Source organism: Streptacidiphilus sp. PAMC 29251 (genome assembly GCF_054208735.2).
The window spans coordinates 3,280,030-3,292,608 of sequence record NZ_CM135725.2; the positions used below are offsets into that span (position 1 = coordinate 3,280,030).

9 protein-coding genes and 1 pseudogene are annotated in these 12,579 nt (G+C 69.7%); 2 read left to right on the forward strand and 8 right to left on the reverse strand.

Going from position 1 to position 12,579, the window contains the following annotated elements; translation table 11 throughout:
* Window positions 1-76 precede the first annotated feature (76 nt).
* Window positions 77-718: a histidine phosphatase family protein gene (locus tag ACXKR8_RS15330; protein WP_458273461.1), complete on the forward strand. Its 642-nt coding sequence runs from the start codon at window positions 77-79 to the stop codon at window positions 716-718.
* Between the two features lie 411 nt (window positions 719-1,129).
* On the opposite strand, the pseudogene ACXKR8_RS15335 reads toward ACXKR8_RS15330, so the two are convergent.
* The 8 genes and pseudogenes from ACXKR8_RS15335 to ACXKR8_RS15370 all read right to left on the reverse strand — a co-directional run.
* A pseudogene (locus ACXKR8_RS15335) lies at window positions 1,130-2,650 on the reverse strand (GAF domain-containing sensor histidine kinase); the annotation flags it as partial.
* Window positions 2,647-2,967, reverse strand: a complete 321-nt coding sequence (locus ACXKR8_RS15340; RefSeq protein WP_458273463.1) for a hypothetical protein — start codon at window positions 2,965-2,967, stop codon at window positions 2,647-2,649. The pseudogene ACXKR8_RS15335 and the gene ACXKR8_RS15340, both read right to left, overlap by 4 nt.
* Window positions 2,964-3,164, reverse strand: coding sequence for a hypothetical protein (locus tag ACXKR8_RS15345; protein WP_458273464.1), 201 nt, complete (start codon window positions 3,162-3,164; stop codon window positions 2,964-2,966). Before ACXKR8_RS15345 ends, ACXKR8_RS15340 begins: the two co-directional genes overlap by 4 nt.
* Window positions 3,165-3,236: 72 nt before the next feature.
* Window positions 3,237-5,951: a plasma-membrane proton-efflux P-type ATPase gene (locus ACXKR8_RS15350; protein WP_458273465.1), complete on the reverse strand. Its 2,715-nt coding sequence runs from the start codon at window positions 5,949-5,951 to the stop codon at window positions 3,237-3,239.
* On the reverse strand, window positions 5,951-7,048 hold the full coding sequence (locus ACXKR8_RS15355; protein ID WP_462100527.1) for a class I fructose-bisphosphate aldolase: 1,098 nt from the start codon (window positions 7,046-7,048) through the stop codon (window positions 5,951-5,953). The genes ACXKR8_RS15350 and ACXKR8_RS15355 overlap by 1 nt, the downstream gene beginning before the upstream one ends.
* Complete coding sequence (locus tag ACXKR8_RS15360; RefSeq protein WP_458273467.1) at window positions 7,045-9,447, reverse strand: phosphoketolase family protein; 2,403 nt, start codon at window positions 9,445-9,447, stop codon at window positions 7,045-7,047. The genes ACXKR8_RS15355 and ACXKR8_RS15360 overlap by 4 nt, the downstream gene beginning before the upstream one ends.
* Window positions 9,448-9,489: 42 nt before the next feature.
* Window positions 9,490-10,395 (reverse strand): slipin family protein, encoded by a 906-nt coding sequence (locus ACXKR8_RS15365; protein ID WP_458273468.1) that lies wholly within the window; start codon window positions 10,393-10,395, stop codon window positions 9,490-9,492.
* 303 nt (window positions 10,396-10,698) lie between these two features.
* On the reverse strand, window positions 10,699-11,580 hold the full coding sequence (locus ACXKR8_RS15370; RefSeq protein ID WP_458273469.1) for a universal stress protein: 882 nt from the start codon (window positions 11,578-11,580) through the stop codon (window positions 10,699-10,701).
* A 169-nt stretch (window positions 11,581-11,749) separates the two neighbouring features.
* On the opposite strand from ACXKR8_RS15370, the gene ACXKR8_RS15375 reads away from it, so the two are divergent.
* Complete coding sequence (locus tag ACXKR8_RS15375; RefSeq protein ID WP_462100528.1) at window positions 11,750-12,538, forward strand: amino acid permease; 789 nt, start codon at window positions 11,750-11,752, stop codon at window positions 12,536-12,538.
* Window positions 12,539-12,579 lie beyond the last annotated feature (41 nt).

A 12,579-nucleotide genomic window follows, 5' to 3' on the forward strand; every position in this document is an offset into this window, starting at 1 on the left:
TCAATCGAGTTGGCCTGCTCGCTGCCCGGCAAGGGACCCGGGGCGGGCATGCTGCGGGGACGGGTGGGGAATCGACGTGGAACTGATCATCGTTCGGCACGGCGAGACCGCATGGACGCTGTCGGGCCGGCACACCGGTGCCACCGACCTTCCGCTCACCGAACACGGCCGTCTTGAGGCGGCTGCGCTGCGGCCCCTGCTCGGCCACGTCCTTTCCGGCCGCGAGCCCGTGGTCTACGCAAGCCCGCGGGAGCGTGCGGCCCAGACCTTGGCACTGGCGATGCCCGGTGCCCGGGGAATCGTGGAGCCGCTCGTCGCCGAGTACGACTACGGAACGTACGAAGGCCTGACACACGAGCAGATCTCCACGCTGCGCCCGGGGTGGAACATCTGGCGCGACGGATGCCCCGCTGGCGAGAGCACCGAGGGTGTCGGCGCGCGTGCCGACACGTTCCTGATCGGGCACGCCGAGCACACGGCCGTTCCGGTCGTCGTGGTCTCCCACGGGCATTTCTCCCGGATCCTGGCGGCACGGGCGCTGGGCCTCGCGGCAGACCACGGACGCCTGCTGGCCGCCGGCACCGCTTCGGTCTCGGTGGTCAAGGACTTCCACGGCGAACGCTGCATCGTCCTGTGGAACGCCTGCGCCGAACTCCTCGGCGCCCAGGTGACCCTTGGCCGAACCCAGACTGTCCCTGACGCCGCACCCGGGCATTGAGGCCCGACGGACATCACACCGTCCGCGAGCGTGCGCCCCTCCATCACCTGGACCGGGCCCTTGATGAGCGTCCGGACGAGCACGCATCCGGATCCTTCGTGATCGTCCTGGGGCAGTGCCGCCCCTTCCTTGGGCGGCGAGCAGGCGGCGATGGCTTCGATGCCACGGCGCGACCGCAGTACTGCTGGAGTCAGGCCGTCCGGGATCTGGGCGCACTTCAGCCTTGGTCCCGCTTGATCGGTACCCGCCACACCAGCCGGGTTCCGCGGGGGATCCCCGGGGCGACGGCAAGCGTCCCCCGCACTGCCGGGCCCGCGCGTCGAGATCGGCCAGCCCGCTTCGGGCGCCGCCTTGCGCGATGCCGACCCCGTCATCGACCACGGTGAGGGTGAGGTCCGTGCGCGTCGCCGCGACGGTGACCTCGACCGCCCGTGCCTTGGCGTGGCGGGCCGCGTTGCTCAGCGCCTCGCCCAGCACCGCCAGCAGGCTTTCGACGAAGTCGCCGGGGACCTCGGTGTCCAGCAGGCCCTCCATCCGCAGCCCAGGTGTGCAGCCCAGGGCCGCGACCGCCCGCTCGACCGTTTCGACGATGCGGGCACGCAGGCCATGGCCGCCGGGTCCGGCATCGCGGGCGCGCAGGCCGAAGATCGTCGAACGGATGATCTTCACCGTGGCGTCCAGGTCGTCCACCGCGCGGTGGACCCGCTCCAATGCCTGCGGGTGGTCGATGAAGCGCTCGGCGCTCTGCAACGTCATACCGGTCGCGAAGAGCCGCTGGATCGCCAGGTCGTGCAGGTCGCGGGCAATTCGGTCGCGGTCCTCCAACAGTGTCATCTGCTCGGCGCCGCGACGGCGCTCGGCCAGTTCCAGGGCCAGCGCGGCCTGTCCGGCGAACCCCAGCAGGGGGCCCGCGTCTTCCGCGGTGAACTCGGTGCCACCCTCGGTGCGAGCGAGCGCCAGAACCCCGCGCACCCCGCCCTCGACCGTCCCCATCCGCACCGCGACAGCAGGCCCGAGCCTCTGCCAGCGTTCCCGGGGAGCAGTGATCCTCGCGTCCTTGTTGACTGCGGCGCTGATGATCGGCTTCCCTGAGCGCAGAGCGGCCCCGACCAAGGAACCCTCCGCCGGCAGCACCAGTCCCTGGTGGGCTTCGGCCCCCTCGCCGACGGCCACCTCGACGATCAGTTCGCCCGCACCCAAGGGCAACGCGATCACTGCCAGGTCAGCTTCGGCGATGGACCTGGCCTGTTCGGCCAGCAACTGCAGCACCTCGGCCCGGCCGGCTCCAGTGAGCAGGCTGCTGGTGATCTCGGCGCTGGCGGTCAGCCAGCGCTCGCGCTGCCGGGCCTGGCTGAACAGCCAGGCGTTGTCGACGGCCACCCCGGCCGCCACCGCCAGCGTCGCCAGGACGGCCTCGTCCTCGGCGTCGAACGGGCCGCCGCCGTGCTTCTCCGTCAGGTAGATGTTGCCGAACACCTCACCGCGCACCCGGATCGGCACACCGAGGAAGGAGTGCATCGGCGGATGGTTGGGCGGGAAGCCGAGCGAGGCCGGGTGGGTGGACAGCTCGGTCAGCCGCAGCGGGACCGGGTTGCTGATCAGCTCCCCGAGCAGGCCGTGCCCCTGCGGAGGCGTTCCGATCGCCGCCTCCTGCGCCTCATCGAGGCCGACGGTGATGAACTGGGACAGCCGCTGCCCCTCACCGATCGCTCCCAACGCGCCGTACCGGGCATCCACCAGCGCCACCGCGGCCTCCACGATGTGCCGCAGCACCTGGTCGAGTTCCAGCTCCCTGCCGACCGCCAGGACCGCTTCCAGCAGACTGTGCACCCGGTTTCTCGCGTCCCGGGCCATGTCCAGCCGCGCCTGCAGTTCACCGAACAGCCTGTCCTGTTGAAGCGCGTCCTGCTCGCCCGCTGCCTCTTCGATCATGTGGGACTACCTGGGAACCACTGCCCGACGGTCAACGCTGACACGAAGATCGACTCCATGGGTGGAGCCCACCGCGGGTTCCTGCTGATACGGGAGGCAGCAGAGTCGCCAGGGCTGCACTGGGTGTCCACCCCAGCCCTGCTGCCATCCACCCGGTCCACCAGGCCGACGGGAACCAGCGGCTCCACGGGTGCGAGGATCAGGCGGATGAGCGTGCGCGCGAAGGGGTCGATGACCACGCGGGTCAGCTCACTGCAGGCGCCGTCGCTGGTGCGGTCCTCGGTGCCGATCGTGAAGGACGTGCTCTCGCCGGTCATGGGCTCGCTTCTCTTCTGTGTCGTGCGCCGTCGCCGCTGCGGCGTAGGTGCCGCAGGCCGCCGAGGCGTTCGTGGTTGGGGAGTTCCTCCTCCTGGTTCAGGCGTGCGAACAGGTCGAAGAGGGCGTTCAGGGCGTCGTCGCTGCGCAGCCGCTGTTCGATGGAGCGAAGCGCGCGGTACGTCAGCCTCGGTCTCATGTCGTCCTCCCTCTGCCGGGGCCGGGGTCGGGGCCCGTCGCCGGTGTCGCGGCTGCGGGAACCGGGGATCGCCTAGACGGGCACAGGATGCTGGCTGCACCATGCGCACCGGCGGCGGCCCTGCGTGCCGGATCTGTCGTTGCCGTGGTCCTTGATCTCCGTGCCGTAGGGGCAGTTGTCGTTGTCGTGGTAGATGTCCGGGTCGGCATCGGTGTGGAACGCGGTGTCCGTCGCGGGTCCGGCGGCCCGTGGTGGGGTGCCCGGTCCGTGTCTGGGCGCCGGTTCGGCTGCTTGCGGCTGTGCTGCGGTGGGCTCGGTGGTCGAACTCTCGGTGGTGGTCCGGTCCAGGATCCGGTAGGCGAGGAGTTTGATCCGGTCGGTGACCAGGAACCAGAGCAGGGCGTAGCCCCACACCAGCAGGGCGTAGGTCCAGCCGAGGGGGGTCATCAGGACGCCGAAGACGGCGATCAGGGTGGCCAGGATCTGGGTGCCGAGTACGGCCAGCCACAGGATGCGGGCGGGGCGGATGGACCAGAAGGGCCCTCGGGTGCGGGTGAGGAAGATCGTCAGGTGTCCGGCGACGGACAGCATCAGGTACATCAGGGTCTGCAGTTGCGGGTGGCCCAGGTGGAAAACGCTGTTGCCGAGGTAGAACAGACCGAAGGCGGCGATCGGGCCCACGACGCCCAGGACCGTGGCGACGCCCAGCACCAGGCGCATGTTCCAGGCTTCGGGGCGGTTGCGGTAGCGGACGTTGTCGTAGGCGATGGACAGGATGGCGCCGTCGTTGAGCAGCGCCAGCATGACGATCATGACGGCGGTCAGCGGGTAGAAGTTGAAGACCAGGATGGCCAGGGTGACGAACAGCAGCACGCGCAGGGTCTCGGCGATGCGGTAGATCGCGTAGCTGTTCATCCGCTGGAAGATCTTACGGCTTTCCTTGATCGCGTCGATGATCACGGACAGGCCGGGGGTGGTCAGGACGATGTCGGCCGCCGCGCGTGCGGCGTCGGTGGCGCCGTCCACCGCGATGCCGCAGTCGGCCTTCTTGAGTGCGGGTGCGTCGTTGACGCCGTCGCCGGTCATGCCGACGATGTGGCCGCGTTTCTGCAGGACGTCGACGATGTGGAACTTGTGCTCGGGGAAGACCTGGGCGAAGCCGTCGGCGTCCTCGATGGATTCCGCTGTCGTCGCGCTCTCCTTCTGTTTGACGTCGCCCAGGCCGGCGGCGTCCAGGATGCCGGTGCCCATGCCGAGTTTCTTGGCGGTCTCCTGGGCGATGGCGAGTTGGTCGCCGGTGACCATCTTGATGGTCACGCCCATGTCGCGGGCGGTGGCGATGGTGGTGGCGGCGTCCTGGCGCGGCGGGTCGGACAGGGGCAGCACCCCCAGGAACTGCCAGGGCCCGTCCTGTCCTTCGGCGCGGGCCACGCCCAGGGCGCGGAAGCCCCGTGCGGCGAAGGCGTTGACCGCGTCGTCCACGGCGGCATGGACGTCTGCGGCGTTGGCGGACAGTGCCAGGATGACCTGGGGTGCGCCCTTGGTCGTCCTGAACACGGCGCCTTGCGTGGGTTGGACGGTGGCTTCGGTGCGCTTGTGGACCGGGTCGAAGGGCTGGAAGTGGGTGACCCGGTAGCCGGTCAGGGCGTCCTCGTCTGCGAGTCCGCCCAGGACAGCGAGGTCGATGGGGTCCTGGTTCTCGGCGCGCGAGGCCAGCGCCGCCGCGAGGATGACCGGGTCGGCGGGTGTGTCGCCGGCGCTGAAGACCTCGCCCAGGGTGAGGGTGTTCTGGGTCAGGGTGCCGGTCTTGTCCGCACACAGCACGTCCACGCCGGCCAGTTCCTCAATCGCCACCAGCCGGCTGACGATCGCCTGCTTGCGGGCCAGCAGCCGGGCGCCCACCGCCATGGTCACCGACAGCACCGTCGGCATCGCCACCGGAATCGCAGCGACCGTGAGCACCAGGGCGAACTGCACGGTGGTGAACAGCGGGTCGCCGCGCAGCAGCGCCACCACGATGATCACCGTGACCAGGACCGCGGCCAGGACGATCAGGTAGTTCCCGATCCTCAGCACCGCGCGCTGGAAGTGGCTGACCGTGTGGGCGTCCTGGACCAGCTGCGCGGTCTTGCCGAAGTAGGTGTCCACACCGGTCGCGTAGACCAGGGCGTCGCTCTCACCGCGGCGCACGATGGAGCCGGAGAACACCGCCTCGCCGGGCTGCCGGGTGGCCGGCAGTGATTCTCCGGTCAGTGCGGACTGGTCCACTTCGACCTCGTCGCCGGTCAGCAGCCGGGCGTCAGCGGGCACGATGTCGCCCAGCCGCACCCGGATGACGTCCCCGGGTACCAGGTCCCGTGCGGCAACGCTGGTCCACCTCCCGTCGCGCTTGACCCTGGCCTTGATCGCGAGCCTGGCCTTCAGCGCATCGATGGCGTTGCCGGCCTGGTGCTCCTCCCAGAAGCCGACCACGGCGTTGGCCACCAGCAGGACCAGGATGATGAAGAAGTCGGGCCAGTGGCCGACCACGGCCGACAGGATCACCGCGGCCTCGATCATCCACGGGATGGGGCCCCAGAAGTAGGCCAGGAACTTCAGCAGCGCACTGGCCTTGACCTCGGCTATCTCGTTGGGCCCGTACCGGGTCAGCCGCTCGGCGGCCTCGGCCTGGTCCAAACCGGATGGGGAGCTGCCCAGCTTCTGCTCGACCTGCGCCAGAGGCAGGGACTTCAGGTCGCCGTCCGGGGCGGGTTCGGTGGCCGGTGCCGCGCTGGCATCCGCTGTCATCAGTGGTTCCGCCGATCTTCGGGTAGCTGGTGCCGGGTGCGCGAACGGGGGGTTTCGCACGAGGTGGCCCTCGGTTCAGTCCCCTTCCAGGGCCGGGGTGTAGGCGCCGCGTCGCGCCGCCGCGTCGCACCGGGCCCGGTGCAGCAGCGCCTTCTGAGCGGCGGGACCTGGGTGTCCTTGCCGTGCCAGATCTCCAGCGCGGGTTGCTGGATGGCGCGGGCGAAGGAGAACGTCAGCGGCCAGGGAAGACAGGACCGGTCGCGTGTGTGCATGGCGTTGAGGTGGGCCGTGGCCCGCTGGCCCGGTTGTCCGCCCGACAGGAACGCGATGCCCGCCACGGCGGCCGGTACCGTCCGCCGCAGGGCCTCCAGGGTGGCGTCGGCCACGGCGTCCACCGGCTCCTGCCTGGGGCAGTCCGATCCCGGGAGCACCATGTTCGGCTTGAGGATCAGGCCCTCCAACAAGACCCGCTGGTCGTGCAGCTCACCGAAGACCGCCCGTAGGACGTCCTCGGTCACCTCACCGCAACGCCGCAGTGTGTGCGGCCCGTCCATGAGCACCTCCGGCTCCACAATCGGCAGCAGGCCGGCCTCCTGGCACAGGGCGGCGTAGCGGGCCAGGGCGTGGGCGTTCGCCTGGATGCACCCGGCGCTGGGACGACTCTCACCGATCGTGATCACCGCGCGCCACTTGGCGAAGCGGGCACCCAGGCTCCGGTATTGGTCCAGGCGCTGCCGCAGGCCGTCCAGGCCCTCGGTGATGCTCTCGCCCGCGCACAGCGCCAGCGCATGGGTTCCGGCGTCGACCTTGATCCCCGCGAGGATCCCGGCGTCCGCCAGGAGCTGCACCAGGGGTGTGCCGTCCTGGTCGCGCTGGTGGATCGTCTCGTCGTGGAGGATCGCCGCGCTGATGAACTCGCCAAGGCCCGGCGTGGTCACCAGCCACTGCCGGTAGGCGTGCCGCATCTGCGGTGTCTGCGGGATCCCGGCCTGGGCGAAGCGCTCCTCGCAGGTGGGGATGGACTCGTCCATCGCCAGCAGGCCCTTGCCGACGCCGACCAGCGCCTGCGCGACGTCCGCCAGCTCCTGCGCGCTCACGGCGCCGTGCCCCAGACCCAGTCGCGGATCTCGGGCAGGTCCTGGCCGTGGGCATCGATGTAGCGGGTGTGCTCGACCAGCTTGTCCTGCATCATCTGCTTGAGGTAGTCGCCCTGCGAGCCGAGGTCCGGTACCCGGTCGATGACGTCCATGACCAAGTGGAAGCGGTCCAGGCGGTTCTGGACGCGCATGTCGAAGGGGGTGGTGATGCTGCCCTCCTCGTTGTAGCCGCGCACGTGCAGGTTCCGGTTGTGGCGCGCGTAGGTGAGACGGTGGATCAGCTGGGGGTAGCCGTGGAAGGCGAAGATGATGTGCTTGTCGCGGGTGAACAGCGAGTCGTAGTCCGCGTCGCTGAGCCCGTGCGGGTGCTCGGTGTCCGGTTCCAGCTTCATCAGGTCCACGACGTTGACCACCCGGACCTTCAGCTGCGGCAGGTGTTCGCGCAGGATCGCCACGGTGGCCAGGACCTCCAGGGTCGGGGTGTCCCCGGCGCAGGCCAGGACCACGTCCGGCTCGGAGCCCTGGTCGTTGCTGGCCCAGGGCCAGATCCCGGCGCCCTCGGTGCAGTGCGCCACCGCGGCCTCCATCGACAGCCACTGCGGCATCGCCCGCTTGCCGGCCACCACGACGTTGACGTAGTTGCGGCTGCGCAGGCAGTGGTCCATCACCGACAGCAGCGTGTTGGCGTCCGGCGGCAGGTAGACCCGCACCACGTCGGCCTTCTTGTTCACCACGTGGTCCAGGAAGCCGGGGTCCTGGTGGGTGAAGCCGTTGTGGTCCTGCTGCCACACATGCGAGGTCAGCAGGTAGTTGAGTGAGGCGATGTCACGGCGCCAGGGCAGCTTCTTGGTGATCTTCAGCCATTTGGCGTGCTGGTTGAACATCGAGTCGACGATGTGGATGAACGCCTCGTAGCAGTTGAACACCCCGTGCCGCCCGGTCAACAGGTAGCCCTCCAGCCAGCCCTCGCACTGGTGCTCGCTGAGCATCGAGTCCAGCACCCGCCCCTGGGGCGCCAGGAACTCGTCGCCGGGCACGGTAGCGCCCTGCCACTGCCGGCTGGTCACCTCGAAGACCGCACCCAGCATGTTGGACAGCGTCTCGTCCGGGCCGAAGAGCCGGAAGTTGCGGTGGTCCTCGTTGAGTGCGGTCACGTCACGCAGGAATCCGCCCAGCACCAGGGTGTCCTGGGCCTCCACCGCCCCCGGGCTCTGGACGGCGACGGCGTGAGCGCGGAAGTCCGGCATCCGCAGGTCCCGCAGCAGCATGCCACCGTTGGCGTGCGGGTTCGCACCCATCCGCTGCTCACCCTTGGGAGCCAGCTCGGCCAGCTCGGGCATCAAGGCGCCGTCCTGGTCGAACAGTTCCTCGGGCCGGTAGCTGCGCATCCACTCTTCCAGCAGAGCGAGGTGCGTGGGGTGGTCGGCGTCGACCAGCAGGGGGACCTGGTGGGAGCGGAAGGTGCCCTCGATCGGGAGCCCGTCGACGACCTTGGGGCCGGTCCAGCCCTTAGGGGAACGCAGGACGATCATCGGCCAGCGCGGCCGACTGGTGTCGCCGGTGCTGCGGGCATGGTCCTGGATCTGGCGGATCCGCTCGATGGCGGCGTCCAGGGTCGTGGCCATCAGCTGGTGCATGGCCTGCGGCTCGTCGCCGGCGACCACGTACGGCTCCCAGCCGCAGCCGCGGATGAACTGCTCCAGTTCCTCATCTCCGATCCGGGCCAGGATGGTGGGGTTGCTGATCTTGTAGCCGTTCAGGTGCAGGATCGGCAGCACCGCCCCGTCGCTGACCGGGCTGAGGAACTTCGTCGACTGCCAGGACGTCGCCAGCGGCCCGGTCTCGGCCTCGCCGTCGCCCACCACGCAGGCCACCACCAGGTCGGGGTTGTCGAACGCGGCCCCGAAGGCGTGGCTGAGCGAGTAGCCCAGCTCGCCGCCCTCGTGGATCGAACCCGGGGTGGAGGGGGCGACGTGGCTGGAGATACCGCCGGGGAAGGAGAACTGTGTGAAGAGCTTCTTCATCCCGGCCTCGTCCTGGCTGACGGCGGGGTAGACCTCGCTGTAGGACCCCTCCAGGTAGGTGTTGCCCACCAGCGCGGGGCCGCCGTGACCGGGGCCGGCGACGTAGAACATGTCGAGGTCGTACTTCTTGATCACCCGGTTCAGGTGCACATAGACGAAGTTCTGGCCAGGGGTCGTGCCCCAGTGGCCAACTATCAGCGGCTTGACGTCGGTGAGCTCCAGCGGGCGTTTCAGCAGCGGGTTGTCGTAGAGGTAGAGCTGGCCAACCGACAGATAGTTCGCCGCCCGCCAGTACGCGTCCATCGCCTGCAGCAGGTCCGGCGACAGGACCGGCTCGCCTGTGAGGGCGGGCTGGGAGGGGGGATTGACGTCCATGGCTCAGGACTCCTTCATGGTCATGGCCCGCGGTCCGGTTGGCTAGTGGCTGTTGAGGAGCGGGGAGCCGTTGACCGGGATGTCGTCCTTGGAGGTCTCCACGACCGGACCCCGCGCGTCGGGGGCCGAGGTGTCCGTCAGCCCCGGCAGTGCCTTGGGGACCGCGGCGGTCAGGGGCACGGCGGCGGCCGTCTCGCGCGCCAGGAAGGAGCCCAGCTCCCCGATGGTGCTCATCAGCGGGGCGGGGAAGACGACGGTGGTGTTCTTGTCGACGCCGATCTCCACCAGGCTCTGCAGGTTCCGCAGTTGGAGGGCAAGGGGGTGCTCCATCATGATGTCCGAAGCCTCGCCCAGTGCGGCGGCGGCCAGGGACTCGCCCTCGGCGTTGATGATCTTGGCGCGCTTCTCCCGCTCGGCCTCGGCCTGACGGGCCATCGCCCGCTTCATGCTGTCCGGCAGCTGGATGTCCTTCAGCTCCACCAGCGTCACCTGCACGCCCCACTCGACCGTGGCCACGTCCAGGATCTCGCGGATGTCCAGGTTGATCGCGTCGGTCTCGGACAGGGTCTCGTCCAGGGTGTGCTGGCCCACGACCTTGCGCAGCGTGGTCTGCGCGATCTGGTCGATCGCGGCGTAGACGTTCTCGATCGCCACCACCGACTTCACCGGGTCCACGACCCGGAAGTAGGCGACGGCGGAGACGTCGACGCTGACGTTGTCGCGGGTGATGATGCCCTGGGACTGGATCGGCATGGTCACGATCCGCAGCGAGACCCGGTGCATGACGTCGATGAACGGGATGATCAGGTGCAGTCCCGGTTCCCTGGGGCCAACGACGCGGCCCAGCCGGAACAGGACGCCCTGCTCGTACTGCTTGACGATCTTCACCGCCAGCGCGAGCACGGCCAGAACGACTAGCACGACGACGATGATGATCAGGACGGGCATGGGGTGCCTCGGATCGGATGACGCGCGCGAATGTGGCGGGTCGCTACGGTCAGGTCCGCAGAATGGGCGGCCGGTCCTCCGGGCGGCTACAGGAATTCCCTGAGTTCCGCGGGGTCCAGGCGAAACGGAACGCAAAACCCGACACCCGGAAGCTCCCAGGCGGCATAGTCCAACGCCGTACTGTCAGTCAACGCCCGCGACCAGCCGCTGTCAATGAGCACCCTCCGGGCAGGGACCACTGCCGGTGGCGCCGCAGGGCCGCCGGCAGGCCCGGGAGGACCGGGTACCGCGCTGGGTGGGCGGTCACCGCATGTGCGGGACCTGGTCGGGGTCGGGGTGGTCTTGGCCTGCCACGACAGCGACGGGGCAGGGGGCGTGGTGCAGCACGGCGTGGTTGACCGGGCCCAACTGCATTCCCAGATGGCCTTGGCGGCGGTGGGCGCCGACCACGACTAGGTCGGCGCTGCCGGCCTGGTGGAGCAGGACCTTGGCGGCTGGTCCGTGCTCGGACTTGTGCTCCACCTGCACGCGGAACGTGCCGGTGGCCCCGGGTTCCGGGGTGTCCAGCAGGTGGGCGACGTGCTTGGCTGCTGTGTTCATGAGCGCGAACGCGTCGGCGGAGTTCGAGGGCCAGGCATGGACCAGGTGCAGGTCCGCCTGCCGCAGGACCGCTTCCCGAACCGCGAACCGCGTTGCCTCAGCGGACGGGTTCGGGCCGAGACCCAGCACGACCCGGGGCCGCTGGTGGGACGGGCGCTGCCCGGGACCACGGACCACCACGACGGGGAACTCAGCTCGGGCCGCCACCCGCAGACTCACCGATCCCAGCAGCAGGCCCGCGAAGCCGCCTGCGCCGTGAGCGCCCAGCACCAGCAGCGGCGCCAGGCGCTGCAGGTCCAGCAATCCGCTCACTGGCTCATCGGGGATGACCTCGCTCTCCACCCGGAGACCGGGGCACTCGGCCTCCGCTTGCTTGGCGGCGGTGGACAGCAGGTCCTGGACCTGTGAGCGCTCCGATCCGCGCTCGCCGTCGTCTGCGACGCCCTGCCCGTAGCGTTCGCGCACACAGGCGTTGACCAGCCGCAGGCCAAGGCCGCGCCGGTGTGCCTCGTGCGCGGCCCAGTCCACGGCCAGCAGGCTTCCCGGCGAGCCGTCCACGCCCGCCACGATAGTTGCGATCTCCACGGTCTTCCTCCTGCTGCTTGCCGTTCTCGGATGCTTGGAGGTACCGCGAAGCCGGGGTCAAGGCACTGCGGAGGCTCGGTGCCGGGTGGTGCCCTGTTCGGCCAGGACTTCAGCGCATCGACGCACTCGAACCGGGTGACGATTGAGGGCTACCTGCGCCCAGCTCTCGGTGCTCGCCTCAGACAACGCCGCTGCCGCACTGGGAGCGCAGGAGGAGCCTTCGGCCATCCCACGGTACTGCGATCTGTCGCCGCGTGGTGGGCCCAGCCGCGCCCTGCTGGTCACCGCTAAGGACGACGCCCTACCGCCCTTCCTGCAACGCACCAACCCGCGCGGCGCCCAGCGCAACATCCTGCTCGTCCAGGGCGCCATCGTCACCGCCATCTCTGCGGTCTACCTGGTCATGAAGGACGTCAGCTCCGCGTTCTTCCTCATCTCCGCCCTGGTCGTCGGCCTCTACATGATGATGTTCGCCGCCGCGATCCACCTGCGCCGCACCCAGCCCGACCTGCCCCGCCAGTTCCGCATCCCCGGCGGCACCGCCAGCATCTGGATCGTGGCCGGCACCGGCTATCTCGCCGTCGCCTTCGCCCTGGTCCTGGCGTTCGTACCGCCCTCGCAACTGCCGATCGGCAACCCGGCCAGCTACGTGGCCCTGGTCGCGGGGGGGCACCATCGTCTTCACCGGACTCCCACTCCTGATCTACAAACTGCGCCGCCCCGGCTGGCGCACAGCGAAATGAACCAGCCGACCAGGCCGGTCGGACAAGCGGGCAGCGGGACCGGCGACAGCCGCAGGGCTGCCGGTCCCCGGCGGCCGAGCATGCTGTGGGAGTTCACGATCTCCTCGACGGCCCTCGCCCCGGATCCCAGTCCTGCCCGGCCTGCGCACCCTGAGCCGCCGAACAGGGGACACGGTTCTGCCCCGGTGTGCGCGCGGGCGCAGCGGGCACGGTAGAGAGTGAGCCGTCTGCTCCGGTCCGGACCGGACCGCCCTGG

Excerpts from the sequence above, each read along its gene's own strand:
- ACXKR8_RS15360 (WP_458273467.1), bottom strand. The coding sequence starts at position 9,447 with ATGGACGTCAATCCCCCCTCCCAGCCCGCCCTCACAGGCGAGCCGGTC.
- ACXKR8_RS15345 (WP_458273464.1), bottom strand. The coding sequence starts at position 3,164 with ATGAGACCGAGGCTGACGTACCGCGCGCTTCGCTCCATCGAACAGCGG.
- ACXKR8_RS15350 (WP_458273465.1), bottom strand. The coding sequence starts at position 5,951 with ATGACAGCGGATGCCAGCGCGGCACCGGCCACCGAACCCGCCCCGGAC.
- ACXKR8_RS15365 (WP_458273468.1), bottom strand. The coding sequence starts at position 10,395 with ATGCCCGTCCTGATCATCATCGTCGTCGTGCTAGTCGTTCTGGCCGTG.
- ACXKR8_RS15340 (WP_458273463.1), bottom strand. The coding sequence starts at position 2,967 with ATGACCGGCGAGAGCACGTCCTTCACGATCGGCACCGAGGACCGCACC.